This window comes from Paenibacillus sp. 10L310, assembly GCF_056395745.1.
This window is the reverse complement of the sequence record NZ_JBFTKC010000001.1, coordinates 325,547-346,378: the sequence shown is the minus strand read 5'-3', so window position 1 is coordinate 346,378 and position 20,832 is coordinate 325,547. Positions and strand designations below refer to the sequence as shown.

Annotated in this window: 18 protein-coding genes; 2 read left to right on the top strand and 16 right to left on the bottom strand. The window is 45.8% G+C overall.

The features are described from left to right. Nucleotides 1-5 precede the first annotated feature (5 nt). The 4 genes from AC1DE7_RS01835 to AC1DE7_RS01820 all read right to left on the bottom strand — a co-directional run bounded on the left by AC1DE7_RS01835 (nucleotide 6) and on the right by AC1DE7_RS01820 (nucleotide 6,291). Nucleotides 6-869, bottom strand: a complete 864-nt coding sequence (locus tag AC1DE7_RS01835) for a carbohydrate ABC transporter permease (protein ID WP_017689719.1) — start codon at nucleotides 867-869, stop codon at nucleotides 6-8. A 2-nt stretch (nucleotides 870-871) separates the two neighbouring features. After that, nucleotides 872-1,783, bottom strand: a complete 912-nt coding sequence (locus AC1DE7_RS01830; RefSeq protein WP_047842211.1) for a carbohydrate ABC transporter permease — start codon at nucleotides 1,781-1,783, stop codon at nucleotides 872-874. Between the two features lie 75 nt (nucleotides 1,784-1,858). Then, nucleotides 1,859-4,786, bottom strand: a complete 2,928-nt coding sequence (locus AC1DE7_RS01825) for an extracellular solute-binding protein (RefSeq protein ID WP_477533621.1) — start codon at nucleotides 4,784-4,786, stop codon at nucleotides 1,859-1,861. Between the two features lie 125 nt (nucleotides 4,787-4,911). After that, nucleotides 4,912-6,291 (bottom strand): ABC transporter substrate-binding protein, encoded by a 1,380-nt coding sequence (locus tag AC1DE7_RS01820; RefSeq protein WP_047844197.1) that lies wholly within the window; start codon nucleotides 6,289-6,291, stop codon nucleotides 4,912-4,914. A gap of 693 nt (nucleotides 6,292-6,984) precedes the next feature. Between AC1DE7_RS01820 and AC1DE7_RS01815 the strand changes: the two genes are divergently transcribed. Further along, the gene (locus tag AC1DE7_RS01815; RefSeq protein ID WP_477533620.1) at nucleotides 6,985-8,022 is read left to right on the top strand and encodes a LacI family DNA-binding transcriptional regulator; all 1,038 of its coding nucleotides are present in this window, start codon (nucleotides 6,985-6,987) and stop codon (nucleotides 8,020-8,022) included. A gap of 119 nt (nucleotides 8,023-8,141) precedes the next feature. On the opposite strand, the gene AC1DE7_RS01810 is transcribed toward AC1DE7_RS01815, so the two are convergent. Together AC1DE7_RS01810 and AC1DE7_RS01805 are read right to left on the bottom strand one after the other, a co-directional pair. Further along, nucleotides 8,142-9,320 (bottom strand): DUF4272 domain-containing protein, encoded by a 1,179-nt coding sequence (locus AC1DE7_RS01810; protein ID WP_477533619.1) that lies wholly within the window; start codon nucleotides 9,318-9,320, stop codon nucleotides 8,142-8,144. Between the two features lie 21 nt (nucleotides 9,321-9,341). Continuing rightward, the gene (locus AC1DE7_RS01805; protein ID WP_477533618.1) at nucleotides 9,342-10,562 is read right to left on the bottom strand and encodes an RtcB family protein; all 1,221 of its coding nucleotides are present in this window, start codon (nucleotides 10,560-10,562) and stop codon (nucleotides 9,342-9,344) included. Nucleotides 10,563-10,850: 288 nt separating this feature from the next. Between AC1DE7_RS01805 and AC1DE7_RS01800 the strand changes: the two genes are divergently transcribed. After that, entirely contained in the window at nucleotides 10,851-12,299 is a 1,449-nt protein-coding gene (locus AC1DE7_RS01800) for an erythromycin esterase family protein (RefSeq protein ID WP_405158874.1), read from the top strand. Between the two features lie 60 nt (nucleotides 12,300-12,359). On the opposite strand, the gene AC1DE7_RS01795 is transcribed toward AC1DE7_RS01800, so the two are convergent. The 10 genes from AC1DE7_RS01795 to AC1DE7_RS01750 form a co-directional block, all read right to left on the bottom strand. Continuing rightward, nucleotides 12,360-12,794 (bottom strand): GNAT family N-acetyltransferase, encoded by a 435-nt coding sequence (locus AC1DE7_RS01795; RefSeq protein WP_076252535.1) that lies wholly within the window; start codon nucleotides 12,792-12,794, stop codon nucleotides 12,360-12,362. A gap of 40 nt (nucleotides 12,795-12,834) precedes the next feature. Next, nucleotides 12,835-13,260, bottom strand: coding sequence for a GNAT family N-acetyltransferase (locus tag AC1DE7_RS01790; protein ID WP_477533617.1), 426 nt, complete (start codon nucleotides 13,258-13,260; stop codon nucleotides 12,835-12,837). A gap of 16 nt (nucleotides 13,261-13,276) precedes the next feature. Continuing rightward, nucleotides 13,277-13,807, bottom strand: coding sequence for a CDP-diacylglycerol--glycerol-3-phosphate 3-phosphatidyltransferase (pgsA, locus tag AC1DE7_RS01785; RefSeq protein WP_036610288.1), 531 nt, complete (start codon nucleotides 13,805-13,807; stop codon nucleotides 13,277-13,279). Beyond that, nucleotides 13,807-14,352: a ClbS/DfsB family four-helix bundle protein gene (locus AC1DE7_RS01780; protein WP_477533616.1), complete on the bottom strand. Its 546-nt coding sequence runs from the start codon at nucleotides 14,350-14,352 to the stop codon at nucleotides 13,807-13,809. Before AC1DE7_RS01780 ends, pgsA begins: the two co-directional genes overlap by 1 nt. 199 nt (nucleotides 14,353-14,551) lie before the next feature. Continuing rightward, nucleotides 14,552-16,477: an FtsX-like permease family protein gene (locus AC1DE7_RS01775; RefSeq protein WP_477533615.1), complete on the bottom strand. Its 1,926-nt coding sequence runs from the start codon at nucleotides 16,475-16,477 to the stop codon at nucleotides 14,552-14,554. Further along, nucleotides 16,474-17,229 carry an ABC transporter ATP-binding protein gene (locus AC1DE7_RS01770; protein WP_036669625.1) on the bottom strand — a complete coding sequence of 252 codons (756 nt, stop codon included), beginning with the start codon at nucleotides 17,227-17,229 and terminating at the stop codon, nucleotides 16,474-16,476. Before AC1DE7_RS01770 ends, AC1DE7_RS01775 begins: the two co-directional genes overlap by 4 nt. Nucleotides 17,230-17,345: 116 nt before the next feature. Further along, nucleotides 17,346-18,350: a sensor histidine kinase gene (locus AC1DE7_RS01765; protein WP_477533614.1), complete on the bottom strand. Its 1,005-nt coding sequence runs from the start codon at nucleotides 18,348-18,350 to the stop codon at nucleotides 17,346-17,348. Further along, on the bottom strand, nucleotides 18,347-19,036 hold the full coding sequence (locus tag AC1DE7_RS01760) for a response regulator transcription factor (protein WP_036610298.1): 690 nt from the start codon (nucleotides 19,034-19,036) through the stop codon (nucleotides 18,347-18,349). Before AC1DE7_RS01760 ends, AC1DE7_RS01765 begins: the two co-directional genes overlap by 4 nt. A 189-nt stretch (nucleotides 19,037-19,225) precedes the next feature. Next, nucleotides 19,226-19,990 (bottom strand): SDR family NAD(P)-dependent oxidoreductase, encoded by a 765-nt coding sequence (locus AC1DE7_RS01755; RefSeq protein ID WP_036610299.1) that lies wholly within the window; start codon nucleotides 19,988-19,990, stop codon nucleotides 19,226-19,228. Between the two features lie 49 nt (nucleotides 19,991-20,039). Beyond that, nucleotides 20,040-20,786 (bottom strand): class I SAM-dependent methyltransferase, encoded by a 747-nt coding sequence (locus AC1DE7_RS01750; protein ID WP_036610302.1) that lies wholly within the window; start codon nucleotides 20,784-20,786, stop codon nucleotides 20,040-20,042. Between the last annotated feature and the right edge of the window lie 46 nt (nucleotides 20,787-20,832).

Sequence of the window (20,832 nt, the reverse complement as noted above, 5' to 3'; positions counted from 1 at the left end):
CCCCCTTAATCCTTCATGCCCGAGCTCGCCATCGTCTCAATGATTCGGCTCTGAGAGAAAATAAATAGCGTGATCGGCACACTCATCAAAATCAGTGCTACCGCAGCACCCGCTCCTGCCCGGGATATTCCGCCCTGAATAATCTGACCTGCTGCATAATGCAGGGTCTTGAGCTGCTCGCTGTAGATGTACCCATTGCCATCACTGCCCCATAACATCTGGAACAGCAGTATGATCAATGTAAGCCAGGCTGGTTTCACATTGGGCATGACAATGGACCAGAAGATTCGGTATTCACTGGCACCGTCAATCTTGGCTGCTTCCAGCAGTGCATCCGGGATCTGCTCCATGAACTGTTTCATCAGATACAACCCGAGTGAATAGGCAAATGCCGGAATAATAACAGCCCAGTACGTGTCGATCCATCCGAGCCATGACATGATCATATAGTTTGGAATTGCCGTTACCGCAGGTGTGAACATCAGTGACAGTACGACCACTTGGAACATGAATACTTTGCCCGGAAACTTGTGTTTGGCAAGTGGGTACGCCGCTGCGGAAGCTAGCAGTACATGGCCTACGATACCGATGCCTGTAATAAATACCGTGTTGAATATATAACGTGAGAAAGGCACCCACGAGTCACTCAGCAGATTCAGCAGATCTGTAAAGTTGCTGAACGTGGGATTTTTGACAAACAGCGTTGGTGGAAAGGTAAAAATCTCATCCAATGGTTTAAATGCATTGTTGATCGCATAGATCAACGGCAGCACCATGAAGGCACCAAAAACGAGCAGAAGGGCAAACAGGGAGAGGCTTCCCGATAGCGAGCGATTCACCCGCTTTTTGCCTGTCGCAATTGCAGCCATAGCTATTCTCCCACCCTTCGAAGCAGTTTCTGGACCAGCAAGTTGGTGCCCACCATAATCATGAACAGCACGGTGGCAATCGCCGATGCATACCCCATCTCAAACCGCGTAGTACCAAAGTCGATCAAATGGGTCACCACAGTCTCTGCTGCATAGTTCACACTTGGGAACCCGGCCAGCGCGATCGACACATCGGCCACGGCAAACGAGGTTGTCAGCTGAATGACTGCGCCGAACATCAACTGTGGACGCATCGAAGGCAGGGTAATGTACCATAGTTCCTGCCAGCGATTTTTGATCCCATCCACCGCTCCCGCTTCGTACAATGTCCGGTCCACCGTCTGCAAACCAGCGATAAACGCCAGAAATCCGGTTCCGAGACTCAGCCATAGCTGCACGAGAATGAGAATAGGCATAATGTAGGCTTCCGTCTTCAGCCACTGGATTGGCTCCAGCAGAAAACCCCATTTGATCAACAGCCCATTGGCAATACCATAACGATCTCCCGAGAAGATCATCAGCCAGATAAAATACACATTGCCCGAAATGGAAGGCGCGTAGAAGATCAGCGTCATGAACGCTCTCCATTTCGGTGTTAACTCATTAATGATCCACGCGAAGACAAAGCAAGCAATATAACTGATCGGTCCGGTAATGATGGCGAACAACAACGTATTCTTGATTGCAATCAGGAATACATCATCCTCCAGAAACAGGCGAGTATAGTTCTGCCAGCCAATAAAACGCGGGAATTCCAGCATGTTAAAGTAGGTGAAGCTGAGTATGATCGAGATGACAACCGGAATCACGGTAAACATGAGGAACAGGAGCATATAAGGTGCAAGCAGAACATAGGAATGTTTGCTGGCCTTCATTTCCTGGAGCTTCCAGCTCCACCACGATTTCATGCCCATCCTTGACGCTTTCTCAGGAGGACTGTTTTGTCCGTCTCGGAGTGATATTTGTGGCACGATTAACCCTCCCTCTGCTTACGGAAGACTAAATTCATTACGTTTGACTCGAATCTCGTCCTGAATATATTGGGTATAATCCATGATGGATTCCCTGGCTTCCACTTGGCCAACAACGGTTTTGTAAAATGCATTGAACAGATGGCGGCCTGTAAAATAACCACCGGGTACTTCAGGAATGCCCTTCACCGTTTCGAATTGTGCCTTGAGATTGGCGTAATCCTCCGCAGGCCACGGCAGGGAATCCAGCGCCTTGATGTTGGCCGTTGGATACCGGGCAGCGGCACCCATCAGCCCTTCCATCTCCCGCCCGAATTCAGCTTGAATCGGTGTACTGGTCCACCACTTCATGAACTCCCACGCCGCATCCTGATCTTTGGCACCCTCCAGCATCATGACTGCGCTACCTCCACCCGGTACGTCCCGATTCAAGGTTCCATCTGCTTGAACGGTTCCCGGGACAGGAACGAATCCCCATAGTCCGCGAATCTCCGGTGCAAATACGGACAATTGGTTGTACATGGTGTAATCCGTTAGTCCGATAGGCATCTGTCCTGTCCGGAAACGGTTGGCAAAATCATATTCCCGCTCTAACTTGTAATCGGTATAGAACTCCGTCCACTGCTTGAACGTCTCAATTCCGATCCTTGAATCCAGATCCGACTCCTTGTCATCGTTACGATAGAAGGCGCCGCCGTTCTGAAGCAGCATCGTGGCATACTGAGAGTTCGGCGGAATATTGACACCCTGCATATTCGCTTGGGTCACAATCGGCATACCAAATTCCATATGATTTTTGCTCAGAATCGCGAGCAGAGCTTCGACATCTTCCCAGTTCTGAGGCACTTCAAGTCCGAGTTCTTCGAGCACGTCTTTACGATAAAACAGCATGTTAAAAGTTTGCGTTTCCGGCAGGGCATATACGCCTGAATCATAGGCATACGGCACGATTGCACTTTCCCTGAACTCCTGTTCCACGGTGCTATAATCACTGAATTGCGTCAGATCTACAGCCGAGTTCCGCATCGCAAAGTTCACCGGCAGATCATTGCCGATCTGCATCGCTACATCCGGTCCTTCACCGGACAAAGTCGCTGGTAGCAAGGTTCCCATATTCACCAGCTTCAGATTGACATTGATACCACTGTCTGGTGTGAAGGTCTTGTCAATCATCGCTTTCATCGTATTCGCCTGATCACGTCCGCTACCAATCCAGACGGTTACCGTACGCTGATCTTCAGATGTAGCTACATTACCAATCTGGTTATAATCAATGAAGAACGAATGATAGAATATCTTCGCTTCATGACCAAGCTTGGCAAGTGGCCCCATACCTGTTCCAGGAATATCGCGGTCAATCGAAGTGACGTACAGTGCATCGATTTCAAGGGGCTGCTCTCGTGCCTGCTGCACCCATGTGCCGAGACCGCCTGTATTGGTTTTATAAGCCGCAAGCCGTCTTGGAATGGTATCTGGCTTGTCAATCATCTCGTCCAGTTGCAGCGCCATCGTCTTAATCAGTGCTTCCTGATCGCTGGACTGTCCTGACAGAAGACGAAGCTGTGCGGCCACGTCCTTGAGACGTTTACTTTCTCCGCTGAATACTTCCAGCAGGTTCGGAATCTGTTTTTCCACCCGGTAATCACGGAATTCATCAGGCTTGGTGCCTGTAATCATCAGAATACGTCGGTACATGGAGTTCAAGTTGTACAGACTGTCCTCCACATTGCGGATAAGCGGTGCGAAGTCCCCGAGGCTGTTCTCCAGCCGCAGCACATGTTTTCCTTTTTCCATGTGAAACTTGTATGCTTCCTTGCCGCCCATCACGTCAATACGATAGTCACTTTCATAACGGAAAGGTGCTTTCGCCATCTCTGCAAACGGAACTTCACCATCGATGGTCAGTTTGCGTGTAGAATAGATGCCTTTGACAAAATTCTGCTGTGCGGTAAAACCGATATGATAAAGTCCACTCTCAGGCACATCCACTTCCCATTCAATCCATTGTCCTGGCAGACGCCAGTTAAAGCCGCCAATCGTATTGATGCGTACTTGGGAAGCGCTGTAAGGAGATACAGCAGAACTTGACCTCTCGCTGGTCGGGTATAACGTAGGTGAAGATTTGGCAATCGCGGCTTCTCCTTCAATGCGAATAAGTACATCCTTCGGCTGCCCGGAGGAATCCGACTGTTTTGCACCTGCAGTTTCCCCGTAAGGAACAGCTGTCTTCTCATTGAAAAGGCGAATGGACCGGATCACCATGGGTTCACGCGATGATTTTAGCGTTAGCGTGTGTTCCCCTTTTTCCAAATAAAACTTGAATGGAGTCTGTTCGTACCCGTCGGAGTCCTGAAACGTTTCTTCCAGCCAGCGTGGTTGCTCCACTTGTCTCGGGCGAAGGTCATTGCCTTGGTTATCCTGTTCAACGACATCTTTCTCATTCGCCCATACCCGGTCAAACTGCAAATAGGCGGCTTCCGCAAAAGGAAGTTCACCATCAATGTACAATGCACGCTCAATGGCCGAACTCTTGCCTTCTACGGGAAAATAGATTGCGGACAGGTTATACAGCCCGGTCTCCGGCACATTAATCGTCCAATCGACTTGTCCGGTCTCTCCGGTATGGAGAGATACACCATCCATTCCTTCATAATTAGTCAGTTTGCGGACGTCTTCACCTTCGGCTTTTATGTAATCTCCTGCTTCAATGGTGATGTCCACATTCGGCTGTGTAGCCTGATCCGTTCCGGATCGATACTGTTCGTATCCCTTTTTCTGCCGGGTCTGCTGCAAGACTGCATCCACTTCAATGGCAGGCAGACTGCCAGGTGGAATGTTTGCACTCTTTCCATCAGCGCCGGAAGTTATATATAGAATGATGCAGGCTGCCGCCACGATGATTACTGTGGACAATATCCATGTCTTACGTTGTAGAATTCCAGCCATCCTACGAGTCCTCCTCATCAAGGCTGATGCCAGCAATGCCGATTTGGTGGTTCAGGAAAAGGGGCTCCGTGCAACATTGCCGACACGAGCCCCCTGCCTGAATCGTTTGCTGGTGATAAGTGTTGTTATTGTTTGCCGAGTTTATCAATTGCAGCTTGTGCCTGTGCTTTGTATTTCTCGGCTGTTGCTGTCACGGAAGCATTGTTTTTGATGATATCGTTCACATAATCCCCGAAAGGGTATCCTGTGTAGGCATCATCCAGCAAGATGCGGCCGGTTCCAGCGATGTGCTCGCGAATGATCGCAATATCCTTCTCGTCGGTATAACGACTCTCCAGATAATCTTGACCTGGATACTCTTCAATCTGCGGGATGTCGAAGGTCTCTTCATAGATTTGGTAGACGATCTTTGGATCTTCCACACCTTTTGGAATGAACTTCGCTGATGCTGCATTGTTTGCATACGTTACCTCTTTGCTACCCTGTGGCCCGTTCGGAATCGGCACAACACCAACAGCAAAGGTGAGATCGCCCAACTGCCATTCAGCAGCGGTGAACAGAGCTACATCTCCATCTTTGAACGTATTGCTTTCCTCCCAATTGGTTTTGTCGCCGGTTTTGACCTTCACGACATTTTCCACGTTATACAGGCGTTTGACGAATTCGGCAGCTTCAATCGTTTTCGGATCGGACAATCCTTCTTTGCTATTGGTATCATCCACGATCGTTCCACCATTGGCTGCGGTAAAATGACGAACGACATCAAGCGCCCAGCCAGAAAATCCGTATACGTCAGTTTTGCCGTCGTTATTGGTATCTTTGGTTGCCTGTTTGGCAAGTTCCATGAATTTGTCCCAATCCCATTTGCCTTGGTTATACAGTTCTTGAGGATCAGGCAAAGATAATTTTTTGAACAAGTCACGGTTATAGTGAAGTCCCAGACCAATGCTGGTTGGAGATTCGAAGGCATATTCGTTGCCTGCAATGGCAGGAAATTTTGCAATCAGGTTAGCCTCTTGGTTGATGTTATTCTCAGGTGTAGTGAATTCGGAGATGGGCAATAGTTGCCCTTTGAGGATGGCGGGTAGTGCGGATTTGTACTCCATCTGAACGATGTCGGCGAACGGTTCGCCAGCCAGTGCAGACGTTGTGAATTTGTTCATGTATTCTTCAAAAGGTACGTTAACAAACTCCAGTTTTACGTTGTATTTCTTCTCGACCTCTGCAATTTTATCAAGTCTGGCCTTATCGGAGGCCGTCTCTCCCGCCGGTTTCAAGTCCCACCAGGCCGCGACCTTGATGACACGCCCACCCAGATCAGGCACATTAACCACAGCTTCTTCCGCTTCGCCCTCTTTCTCTGTCTCAGCGACCTCGGTGCTGTTACCTGAGTTCGTTGTTCCCTCTGCTTCGGTCCCCGTCTGCGCTGTCCCCCCACCACTGCAAGCGGATACAAAAATCATCACAGCCAATAACATCAGAGGTAGAACATTCCATCTTCTCATCATGATTTTAACAACCTCCCCGAATGTGTATACCAATCATGGTTCACCCTAAATCGTTAACCCCATTCATCAACCAATCGAAAATAAACAACCACCACCATTTGTTATTTCTTTGTTTGCTTTAGACAAACAAAATTTAACACAGCAAAATGTAAGCGTCAACATTTTTGTTGTTAACATTTTCTAATTTCTCTGATAAAATGCTGATTAAGCTGTAATATTCCTGTATCACAGCTTATTCAAAATCCTGGACTCTAAGTACAAACATATTAAACCTTAATTCTAACTTTGTTTATTTTGTTATTTTTATAAAATAACAAAATAATAATTCAACAGACAAAATTCGTCATACTATCTGAAAATATGCTTACCGTCACGTTGAACGTTCTTCCTAAAATACTGTGCATCACTAACATTTTGAATTCTCTGTCCGTTATTAGATTAAGAGAAATACATCATGTTATACTAGGGCGTGTCTTAAATCTCACTTAAGGGCATCTTTCACCGCCTTTTCGCCCCCTGCTGCGTCACTTTCTCTTGACGTACCCCGGTACGCCTGCGAAAAAGTTCCTGGCCTGGAACGAAAATTCGGCAAAATCTGCTCCTTTCGGAGTTATAAGATACGCCCCGGGATCAGTTGGATATCGCTCCAAATAAGGAATACGGCAGAACTACGAGTGTAAGGATGGTATGATGAAGACAAAGGTAACAATTCAGGAGATTGCACATTTTACGGGTTTGTCGAAATTCGCGGTGTCACGAGCTTTGTCTGGAAAATCGGGAGTTAGCGATCAAACGAGGGATGTCATTCTCAAGGCCGCTGGCAAACTTGGATATTTCAAAGATAACAGCATGTTGTCTGGTGAACTGTATAACAGCCATGAACTTCAGGAACCAAAGAACACACGTTCAAGCGGAACGGTCTTGATTTTGTTCCCCAATGTTCGGTACCAAAATCAAGACTCCGTATACTGGGGACCCGTCTTTAACGGGATCTCTTCCAAGCTGAACCAAAAAGGGATTAATATTCTGACCTTGACGGAACCCTCAGCAGACCAGCTATTTACCCTGCTCAACCCGGATGCCATTCGAGGAATCATTACCGTTGGCTCTATCTCTACCCCGATTCTGCTTGAAATCAAGCGTCTCAGTATTCCGGTTGTGATGGTGGATCATCTGGACCCTGTTTTTCACAGTGACAGCATATTCACCGATAACTTTGCATCCATGCGAGAGATCATGCTCTATTTGCTCCGCAAGGGCTTCAAAACATTCCAGTTCGTTGGCAATATCGGGGATGCTCATAGCTTCTATGAACGCTGGATTGCGTATACTTCTGTGCTTATGGGTCATGGGATGGAAATACATCAGATTCCCGAGCTGAGTAATCAGGCATTGGATGAGTTCCGCCAGACGTTCACTTCGGTGATCAGTGAGGATAACCTGCCTGAAGTGTTTGTATGTGCGAATGATTTCTATGGGCTATACACCATAGAAGCCCTTGAGAGTATGGGTATTCGTGTACCCGATCAGTGTGTTGTCACGGGATTTGATAATCTATACGACAATATCCCATTACTTGCCACAGTTAATGTGAACAAGGAGTTACTCGGTGCGCGTGCAGTGGATCAGATGTTATGGCGCATTGCGAATCCAGAGAGCAATGTCGAGAAAAAGTTGATTCTTGCTGATGTCATTATTCGTGAACAGTTTGGCAGACATAGTGGGTAATATGGCAGAATATCAAATACCCCTTTAACCGTATTTGTGCGGCTAAAGGGGTATTTGCATTGTTGTATGTTGTGTCATTTTTATTGTTTATTTACAATAGGCCGTCACATCATCCCGTTCTACGTATCTGTACGCACATCATCCCACGCCAGATCCAGATAACAGATCAGCCAGTTCAATGCACGGTGACGTTCATAAGCCACTCCACCATTCAGGCCAGCGGGAGGTGTTTTGTCATTCACCCGACTATCCACGCACACCCAGTTATAACGGTAGATCAGATCTGCTTCATCCAGAATCTCGCTTTTGTTACGCAGAGATGCATCGGAGAGAAAGTCGGTAAAACTATCCTTCTGCTGCAAATAACCGACATCCTTCCCTACGTTACATAACTCCGTTGGTGCACCTAGTTCCTTCACATAACCAAGCGCCCACAACATTACGTGGTACGCTTCATATCCCCAAGAGAAGGAGATAATCTCCTGCTGCTCTGCTCCGTGCTGGTCGATAAACCTCTTCTCTGCGGGTGAGAAAAAGGATTCAGCCTCATACTTGTCGATCACTTCCTGAACCAGTGCTGCGGTATCATCCGCACTTTCGCCGGCTCCCAGACACTCACCCTTAAGCGCGGCAAGACATAGGGCAACCGCACGACGCGCGACTTCCTCTTTACTCCGAATCGTGGTGTGCTCGTCTCCGGCCCTTACGGGCAAGTTCGCATTATACGGAATGCCTTGTTCAGTCAACAGTTGCTCTGACCGCGCTTTACGTTGAATGCCCGACTCCGACTGCGGTCTGTTACCGTCAAGGAAACTGGTGTGCGCTGTCACCTTGTAATCCTCCACCTCAGATTCTCTATTCACATCCAGCAATAGCTGACCTTGTGCATTCAGCAGAGATCCACCTCCCCAGAAGATAACAGCATCCAGCGCATCAGCCAACCGTAATAACTCGCCGAAGAATTCTTCCGAGATATCCTCTTCCGTCTCAATACCAACCACCATGTTCAATGTGGAACATTTGATCAATACCTTTTCCTGTAGCGAAGCATTGCGCCCTTTAATCTGACCCAAAAATCCAAGCATCCCCTGAATCATTGTCGTAAATTCCTCAGGATGTGTCTGGCTGGTCATGATATTAAAGCCTTTGGTTTTCTTACTGAGCCATTTTTTCTGAGTCACTTGAATATGGGTCTTGTCTTCCCGGCGTTCAATCGTACCCTCAGGATAAATGGATTGAATCACTTCAAACAGCTGATCCAGGTCAAACTGAGAGCTATATATCGCACAATTTCTCATGAAGTTCACCCTCTTTTCTAACTAATCCTTGTATGGATCGAATTCATTACCTCCGGCCATGGCGACACCAACGGGACGCAGCACATGGTTGATCTTCAACGTATTCGCATGTGCGTTCAGTACGTCTTGCAGTTTCTTGTACACAAACGGACTTTCGTCTGTGCCCGCTCCCCGCAGTTCGACACCATAGGCACGAATCGCCTCATGCATCTGTGCTTCGCTAATCTCACCGCCCATGCGTGTGCGCAGCTTGTAATTCATTTTGCCAGCCGCCTGGGTTCGACTCATCGTGCGCCCTGCCCCATGTACGGTGCTGCGGAATGACTCGGTATTCTCCTCGCTGTGGATCCCTTCCACAATTACCGAGATATCACCCATACTGCCTCCGACAAAACCGAGTTGCCCGGATGCAAGTGGCGTTGCACCTTTGCGGACCACAACTACCTCTTCACCCATGTGTTGTTCCTTCCAGGCAAAGTTGTGATGGTTATGTACGGCGTATTCAGCACTTGCCCCCAGAATACCGAGCACCTGTTCAATAACATAGTCACGTCCTGCATATGCGTATCGGCCCGCCAGAATCATTCCATCCCAATACATATCACCCATTTCGCTGTTCAGGTCAAACAACGTAGGCGGTTGATCCATCGATTCGCCAGGAGCTTTGCCACTGAACTGACGTCCTGCCGCAAGGTTAAGGAACCCACTCGCCACTTTATGACCGAACCCGCGGCTGCCAAAATGATTTGCAATCCACACCTTCCCCGTTGCCTCTTCTACAAAAATATCCACGAAATGATTGCCACTGCCTACGGTTCCAAGTTGGTTGCGTGCAAGTGTCTTCAGCTTATGTTGTAATCCCGGTTCAATGGTATCAAACAGCTTCCAGCTCGCGTCGTCGAACAGCTCATGATCCACGGGTGTTGGATTGTTACGACCCACGCCGAAAGAAATGGTCGAATTGATGTCATCCATGATCGTTACAATCTGATCCCCAATATCTTCCCACATCAGATTTGTACGCACAGCCTTATTGCCACAGGCAATATCATATCCGACACCTGACGGGCTGATCATATTCCGATAAGCGACAACACCACCGATGGGTTGCGAGTAACCTTTGTGATGGTCGGCCATCAGAGCCACACCCAATACATCTCCATATTGCGAGCAAGTCACCGCCTGACTTACGGCGTTCTCCAGCGGCTCCCCCCAGACTTTAATGTTATCTACGATCCGCATGATTGTGTTAACCTCCTATGTACTCTTCTTAACTCGTTTAATTTAATCCATTCTATCAGAACTCTGACTCTGAGACACGAAATCCGTATATGGGGAGTATAGGCCAGCTACAGAGAGCCAATTCCATATATATATGGCCTGCTCCCATCATCCTAAATTCACTAGATAAGTCCCAACATTTGCAAAAATACAACATTAGTACTAACATTAAATATAGTGTAATTAAATCCATATATAGCCTTTATCTCAATCATTTTCATTTTATTCACTATTAAAGGAGGTATTTATTTGTATCATTTCAGAAAAAGGAAAAGAAAAAGAGTTGCCGCTCTTACATTAACCACAGTTATTTTGGCTACTGCAACGTTGTTTCCCACAGGGCAAGTCCATGCCCAATCTTCCATCGAGACCATACAGGGTCATGTGACTGAAGTACAGACAGCAAGAACATCAGATGAAAAAATTGAACTGTGGAAACAATGGGCCAGAGAACATGCTTACCGGATAAAGAGTATTACACCTGTTCATGAAGATATTGAGAGTAATAGCTTTACAGACTTGGATATGTTAAAACCACTGCTCCAGGATAAACGAATCGTATTTCTGGGTGAAAGTTCCCACGGAGTAGCAGAATTCAACTTAGCTAAAACCCGATTAATTCAGTTTCTACATAAAGAGATGGGCTACAATGTGCTCGCCTTTGAGAGCGGTCTCTCTAATACATCACTATCTAACGCCATAATAAATCAAAAAAGCGCAGAGCAAACAATGCAAAGCTCCATTTTCGGCGTCTGGTGGTCCAAAGAAATTTTACCCTTGTTTGATTATCTCAAAACGAGTGCTCAAACTGAACAGCCATTAATTCTGACGGGTTTTGACATGCAACTGCAATCCCCCCTACTTGATGGTCACTGGCTGAAAGATCAGAAACTCGCCAAACAACTAGCACAAACAGAAAAACAATTGTCCGAGTTTTATATCGGGGCTGACCTTCAATCCTACCGTGCAAAGAAACAGGAAATGATTCAAACTTACAAAAATATTTTAAAATCACTGCAATCCAAAGAGAACCAAACCTATCTGCAACAAGAATATCCCAATCATCCGGAACTATCCAAGTTGCTGGAACGAAGCCTCGAAGATCGAATTCGTATGGCTCAGGAGTATATTGAAATTTCTATCCGTTCCATGATTGAATTGGAGGAAGGGAAGATGGATGCATTTCTGGACTCCCTTGTTTGGCGGGATAAAGCCATGAATGACAATCTGATCTGGTTAGCTACGGAAGTATATCCGAACGAAAAGTTCATTGTGTGGGGTCATAACGATCATATACGTAAAGCAAACAGCAAAGTGATGGATTCTTCATATCCAGTTCCACTAATGGGAGAGATCTTCCCCGAGGAATTGAGAGAAATCAGCTATGTTCTGGGGTTATATGCTTCAAGTGGACAAACAGCGGATAATGCAGGCGAAGTTCACAATGTCGAACCAGCGTTGCCTGGTTCAATTGAAGCTATCATGTCTGCGACAAATACACCCTACAGTTTCCTTGATCTTCGTTATCAAAAAAGAGAGGCAGGGAACGCCTGGATGTTCGAACCTCGATTTGCTTATAGCTGGGGCATATATCCAGAGAGCTTTGTTCCAAAAGAGCAGTTTGATGGTATTCTCATGATCGACAATGTTCATCCACCTCAATATATGAGATTCAACTCGTCTAACTCGAAAGAGTAATTGTAAAAGTAAGATCACAAAGAGAGAGAGCCACTGCCTCTCTCTTTTATGCATCTTTAGTTAAAGATGCTTTCGGTAACCCTGAACCTTCTCATCCTTGAAACCTAACTTCTCATAAAATATATGTGCTTCCTTACGCTGATCGCCAGACACCAGAATCATGTAACCACAACCCATATCTTTTGCAATCCGCTCAATCTGGAGCATTAACCTCTGCCCAATGCCCTGCCTGCGTACCTGATCCGATACAATCACATTCTCCACAACCATGAACGGTTTGCATGGCCCCACCAGATCCATACACTCAACCCCCATAACGGACCCAACCAGTTTGCCATTGTAAAATGCCCCAAGCACATGATAATGACCATTCTGCTGTATGTAATGAAACATCTTTTTCATCTGCTGTTCATTGGTAGGCATTCCCATCAACTCATGGTATAGCTGGCTTAGTGCCGGTAAATCTTCAAGTTCGATTCCTTTAATGGTAACCATGATAACCCTCCTGATTTTGTCCTATTTCGCACGCTTTGTCTTACATGAGGTCCTTTTTAAAATAATAATGACTGTGTCCAGTCGGTGCATTCTCGATCGTTGTGATCAATTGGTAGCCATGTTTCTTGTAAAATTCCGGTGCTTGATAGGAGAATGTGTTCAACATGACAAAATCACAAGATTTCTCTCGCGCAATTCGCTCAACTTCAAGCAACAACTGGGAACCATATCCCCGATCCCGTTGTTCAGAATCCACCCAAAGAATATCAACCTCCAGCCAGTTCCAGCAAAGTGTGCTAAGCACACCTGCAACAATCTCGCCGGTCTCATTTTTGATATTGAAATTCAGTTCTTCGTACCGATGCCTTAATTCCTCGCTCACATGTGCAGCATTAAATGCGATAAGTTGCTGGCGAACATACTCTGAATCCTCTGAAGTACTTGGATTAATATTTATTTGGGACATCTCCTAATCACTCCTTTTATCTCAACAGTTTATAATTTACGATAATGTAATTCATTCCGGATAAGAGAGTAACGCCTGTTGCAACCCATAGCAATGCCACATCTACTCTGATATCAGTCAGCAAACTAAACGGAACATTGTTCAACAAAATGGCAATGATGGCTGCCACCTGAAGCACCATTTTGATTTTTCCATAACGATCAGCTGCAAGAGCAATACCCTGTTCTGTGGCTACCATTCGCAATGCAGTAATGACAATTTCACGTCCTATAATGATTACAGCAATCCATGAACTGATCATATTCTCCTGAACCATCATGACCAGCGCAACCGCAATCAACAGTTTATCCGCCAGTGGATCAAGCAACTTTCCCAGATTCGTGATTTGGTTATATTTCCTCGCCACATATCCATCCAATTTATCCGTACCTGCCGCTACTGCAAATATAATTAGTGCAATCATCACGCTTTGCTGATTGAGAAAACAGATCATAAACAATGGAATCAACGCGATTCTAGCCAACGTGATTTTATTTGCCAGATTCATTAGACATCTATTCTCCCCTCATCCATGTTGGCTAAGTGACCTTTTTTCCATTTACGTAATCGGGTCCGAAAGGATTTAAAAGGAGCTACCGAATTAATCTGGATCCACTTCACCATAGCCCATCCGGGCTTGGTCCCCGTCCACTGCCTTATCCCTTGTACAAATAATTCCTCTTCGCTCAGCGAGTCAATCCAGTTCTGCCACTTTTGTTCTGTCTCCCGAAACAAAGAGCGCAGCTCCTCCAGCGTATAACCTGAATACTTTTCGTAAAATGATTCATTTAATTGCCCCAGTTGGTTCCATTTATACCCTGGTGCCGGCATATGACATTCATGTCCCAACTGTTCATTTCTCTCCCACTCCATCACCAGGTTCATCCATCCCAGCTGGTACGCGATCATCTGGGCAGGCGTCTTATCTACACCTTCAACCCACTTATCTTTGTCGCTGTTATGGATGTCATTGAATTCACCCTCAAACAATTCATAGGTGCGTCGAACCGTCTCACTTAACTCTTTCTTCGAGGCATATAGAACTCCAGGCACGCTACTCCCCTCCTCTTGTTTCACCGGTATACATGAATCAGAAGCATGGACTCTATCATCATTTCGACTCAATTCCATAATCATCCTTTTTTTCATAAAGCTATATTTATTTCTGCAAGAAAAAAGGGCAGTCTGTAAACAATACAGCTGCCCTTTACTCAACCTATTTTGCTATATCAGCATACTCGTGATCCCAATTCTACAAAGCTTCCTTAATCACCCGTTTATAGTACCACACAGACAACAGACCAAAGATCGAATATAACAATGTATAGACTATCATGACAATGACCGTAGGTGTCGCCAGCTCCGTACCAAAGAAAAACCAACCTGATTTCACGGCAAAGTAACTATGACTCAACCCCACCATAAGCGGAATACCAAAGTTAAACAACTGCTTGATCTGAATTCCACGCAACAGATTGCCTTGCGTAAATCCGAGTTTTCGCAGAATGGTATAATTGTCCTTCTCCTCTTCACTCTCGTTCATTTGTTTAAAGTACAGGATACATCCCGATGTAATCAAGAACGTCAAACCAAGGAAACCAACAATGAACATAATTAAGCCCATATTATTACGTTGGTTATTTCTGAACTCAATCTGGGAGAAGCTCGGTGCTTCCAACTGTAGCTCCTTATATACGGCATATGCCTCTTCAGCCTGCCCCTCATTCAGAATACGTACACCATAGTAATCCGCCCACTCGGATTTTTGCAACTCGGGATCGAGATCCTGCCGCAACTGCTGGTATACCGTTTCATCTACTACCGCTACAGGCGTGCCCCCAGAATAGTATCCAGGAAGAACCCCCTTTTGGGTGGTTCCGATCAGTTGTTGGTCTAGCGTTCGCTTCAATCCATGCAAGACAATTGGACCTGTCTCCTGAATGGAAATCAACTGCTGAATGGCATTTCCGTATCCCATGAAGACCGCTTCGCCTGGTTGCAGATCAATGTTATCTACCATCTTGTCACTCAACACACTACTGAATAGGTACTTTTCCGTCATGGACTCATCCATCACTTTATGAGCATCAATTTCAATATAAATGGGCTGTCTATGCTTCTCTTCATATGGAATCTGTTTGTGTTCCAAATCCGTTACAAAGCGATTTTTCACATCAACCTGAGCAAAAGAGAAATCCTCCGGCAAGCTTTCTTTCGCCTGAGCCTCTGCGGAATAATACGAAATGTAACTGAGTGACAGCATGCCAATAGCAAGCGCCGATACGGTTGTAATAATTGTAAGCAACAATGCATTGGACTTCATGCGGAACATGATTGAAGATAAAGACAACACCTCATGAATGGATAGGTAGCCGTTTTTACTTTTGCGAATCAGATTAAAGATAAAACTTACCGAACCCTTATAGAACAGGTATGTCCCCAGTATGACCGAGAAGAGAATCAGGATCATCGTATACATCAACTGCTGCATATCCATTGCCTCACCGCTGAACAGCCGTGCAGACATGAAGTATCCATACACAATCAGAGCAATGCCCAAGACGCCAACAATCATCTGTCCGACAGACATCTTCTGCACCTGCTGCTCCGAAGTGGCCGACACCCGAAAGAGTGAGAGAATGCTCTGTCTCTTGATAAAAGTGTAGTTCATCAGCATGATGAGCAGATACATGATCGTAAAAACAATCACCGTTTGCATCAGTGCCATCGGAGAGAAGTACAGTTTCGTAATCGCATCCACACCGAGAATTTTGAACAATATCATCAATACCAGCTTGGACGCAAGAAACCCAATTAACACACCGATAGCCATGGAGCCAAAATAAAGAATACTATTCTCCGCACTCAAAATGCCAAAAATCCTGCCTTTTGTCAGTCCGATCAATTGAAATAATCCAATCTCTTTGCTACGCCGCTTGATAAAGATCGTATTGGCATAGAGCAAAAAGATACCAACAATGACGATTAACAGTACCGAAGATGCGCCTATAGCCGCCGCACCTTTTGTTGAAGCAGCCACCTCATCCATGGAAGGATCATACTGTAACGTCACAAAGGAAAAATACAAGGCCACACTGAACACAAGCGCAAATACATAGAGATAATAATTCTTCAGATTTTTTCTGAGATTGCGGAAGATAATATAATTCAAGCTCATTGCTGCACACCACCCAATACGCCCTGGGTTTTGATAATATCGTTGAAGAACGATTGCCGTGACTCGTCTCCTTTATTCAACTGGGTGTAGATCTGACCATCTCGAATAAAGATCACTCTGCTGCAATAACTTGCGGCAACCGGATCATGGGTAACCATAATAATAGTCGCTTTTCGTGCGCTGTTCATATCACTTAACTTGCCGAGCAGATCCGAAGCGGACTTGGAATCCAGCGCTCCTGTCGGCTCATCCGCAAAAATGATACTCGGCTCGTGGACAAATGCTCGTGCTGCCGAAGTCCGCTGCTTCTGACCCCCTGAAATCTCAGATGGATACTTGTCTTTCAACTCGTAGATTCCCAGTTCACGTGCGATCTGTTCAAACTTCTGGTGTGCCTCCTGCTTTGGAATGCTCGTAATCGAGAGCGGTAATAATACATTTTCCTTCACCGTAAGGGTATCCAGCAGATTATATTCCTGAAAAATAAAGCCCAAATGATGTTTGCGGAACTCAGCCAGCTGTTTCTCCTTCATTCCGGTGAATTCCTTGCCCTCAATATCAATCGTGCCCTGGCTCACCCGATCAATGGAGGAAAGTACATTAAGCAGCGTTGTTTTACCCGAACCCGAAGGCCCCATAATACCAACAAACTCTCCCTTGCTTACCCCAAGATCAATTCCCTTCAGCACTTCCTGTTTATTTAATTTATTACCATAGACTTTATGAATTTTTTTGGCTTCCAGTATCCACATATCCCGCTCACTCCTCTTAGATCTTCTGCAAAATGCTCGTGTCTATATCATAATCGGAATGTGCAGTGTTATCGTGTGATTCACCGAACAAAACCAAAAAGCATGTGACATTGTTGTCACACGCCTGCAAGATGCAACATGTCGTTTTTTCGCGGAAAAGTAAGTGTGACGGTTGTGCCCTCGCCAAGAGAAGATTCTACTTGAATGTTCACATGAAGCGTCTGGACCACCTGACGAACCAGATACAGCCCCATCCCGGTAGCCGCCCCATCCATTCTGCCTCGGGTGGACGTAAATCCTTTATCAAATATACGCGGCAGATCTTGAGTCTCAATCCCTCGCCCGTGATCCTGAATCATGAGTATGATGTGTCCATCCTGTTCCCAACTTTCAATGAGGATGTCCGATGAATCGCTATATTTCACCGCATTACTCAACAACTGCCGGAGGATGAAGCCTAACCATTTGCTGTCTGTGAGCACGCGCGATACCATTAAAGACACATCAAAGCCAATGCCTTTGGAAATGCACCACGATTTCAACGCTCGTATCTCGCTATTCAATACTGGTTCAAGTTCCGTCTCTTCGATGAACAGATCATTATGCATAAACGGAATACGCTTCTGATGAAGCTGCTGATCCAGCAACTGATGAATTCGTAACCATTCATATGTCATTTGGCTCTGTAACTTGTCATCTGGCAAGCGCTCGATCATCAGTTGCAACGCAGTCAGTGGGGTCTTCACCTCATGAATCCAGGACAACATCTCGTCCTTCTCCTGTTCCAGAGCGATAAAATGATGTGACGACTCCTTACGATACCGCTGTGTCTGGGAACTGACGGCCTCATGTACAATCTGCTCATATGGACTTTCGGCGATATCGAGCTCTCCCAGATCATAGGTATGATCCCAGATGCTCAACTTTTTATAGAAACGGGTCTCTTTCAGGTATCTCGCCCAGATAAAAACAAGGCATACCACCACATTCAGTCCTACGATATACACCACAGATTGGAATGGAATGGACGAGTCCAGGTAGGCCACCAATAAAATAATAAGTTGCATGCTTACCAGTAGCCATAACCAACTAGCCCTTTCTCGTATGTACTTTCCGATCATGCTTCTGCCTCTTCCGTTGCCATGTACCCCTGCCCTACTTTGGTTTCAATGTACCGCTCCAAGCCGATGGGTTCAAGTTTCTTCCGTAACCGATTAACGTTAACCGTCAGCGTATTGTCACTCACGAAATGCTCATGATCCCACAAGCTCCGGATGAGGTCCTCACGGGTAACAATCTGATTTTTGTGCTCCACCAGCACTTTAAGAATGAACATCTCATTTTTGGTCAACAGGACAGATTCATCCCCGCAGGTCAGTGTATTTTTCACATACTCAATAGTGGCACCGCGCCAGGTTCGAAGTTCAATATGCTCTGTATTATAGTTATACACCCTCCGCAAAGTCGCTTGGATCTTGGCAATCAATACATCGAAATGAAAAGGCTTCTGGATAAAATCGTCTGCCCCCAAATGCATGGACATAACCATATCCGCAGGATGATCCCGTGAGGACAAAAAGATAATCGGCACATTGGAGTGCGAACGAATGATCCGGCACCAATGGAACCCGTCATATTGGGGTAACTGAATATCTATAATGACCAGTTGCGGCTGAATTACGCTGTACTCCTGCAATACCTTTCCAAAATCCTGCACACCATACACGTCATACGACCATTGGGACAATCGTTCCTTGATTTCACTGAATAACGACTCGTCGTCTTCAATGAGCATAATTTTAAACAAGAGACTTCACCACGTTTCTGATCTTCTAAGGTTGAATAAGGTAATTAGACTCCGTTGTTGCAGGATCACCTTTACCGTAACGTATCGTTCTTCCGATCGCTGATTCCAGTGTACAGGGAAGTTGGGCTTATATCAAAAGGTATCCATACTTCGTAAGAAAACGAGCTGAAAGAAGTATCGTATATCATATTAGCTCTCAACAGTGTGTATAACATGGCTTGAATCACTATTTTCGTCCATCCGCTCGATCAACTGCATCGCTACGTCTCGTGGCGATCTTAATTGTCCTGCTTCATATACTTGATTGAACATACCTGCAAGAGCGAACTCCTCTGCACTTTTGCCTCGTGCAACAGCCTGCAATTCCGTATCGACCATCCCCGGATCAAAAGCAATAATTTCAACAGGGTTCTGTTGGCCCGTTTGCTCCAAAGATACGCATTGGGTGAACATGTTCATCCCAGCCTTCGATGTACAGTACACTGCCATTGAAGGCGCGGGATAACTTCCCGAACCAGATGAGAGATTGACAATTTTACGTCTGGCGGACAGATGATTTGTTTGTTGAATAAAAGAGGAACTCAATATCATTGGTGCTGCGAGGCTGATGTTAAGACTCTGACTTATCTCTGCCGCACTGCATTGATCGATAGGTTTTAGAGGCTCCAGCATCGCTGCATTATTAATGAGTCCAATGAATTCAGCTTCCTGAGAAGGTATTTGGTCCAATATGCGTGTAATCAAATCATCGATCCCATTCAGGTCGGCAAGATCATACTGAACATGGCGGTAACGCCCGCTCCATTCCTCGCTTGATTCCAACAGATCCGAACCCCCGCGTGAAATACCGTAAACGTAATCCCCCTTAGCCAATAATAACTCTGCAAGTTGTAAACCGATCCCTTTGGATGTGCCTGTAATAATAAAGTGTCTTTTTCCTGTTTCTGTTCCCATTCCGATACCACTCCTCCTCTATTTTCAATGCATGTTTATTTCACTATTCTTACGAGTTTTTCTTTCTCCACAACGTGGCCCAGAGAAAAGGTACACCAAAATACGGTTCATGTTGCTCCAGCGACTTCATTGCACGGAACTCCACACATTCAAAGCCATCTTCCAGCATGTAGCGAAGCTTCTCCTCCGTGAACGCAAGACCACCGCGCATCGACTTCTCTTGATACACCTGCCAATCATTCATAACGATCTCAGGCCCACCAATATCGCCAAAACCAGGAGCAAAACAAGTCATTCCAAAGTATCCTCCAGGCCGGAGTGCATTGTGGATCATCTCTATGTAGGGAATGCGCTGATGTGGCAACAGATGGTGCAGACAACCCGAGTCGTAGACAAGATCATATTCTTGCTCTGGGGATAATTCGAACACAGATCGACATTCAAAATGCACGTCCAGTTGCTCCTCTGCCGCCCTCTCTTTAGCCCAAGCAATAGCTGTCTCCGAAAGATCATAAGCATCTACCTGATATCCTTGGCGGGTTAAATACAACGCATTTCTGCCCGGGCCACACCCCAGTTCCAGTGCCTTGCCGCCGCTCAGCACACCTTCGTTCACATGCGCTACCAGATTCTCATCCGGTTTGTTTGGGAAAAAGGGGATTGGTCTGTTCCGATCCTCATAGAAAGGTTCCCAAAACTGCTTGGCAGATCTGAAATCCGCATCGAGCATATCATATAGATCCTGTACACTTTTAATCGTCTTTTCCACAACCACATTCCTCCTTAACTGCTCCATTCAAACCTTCATTTTCGATTATTCATTCCTCGGCATTTTCGTTAAA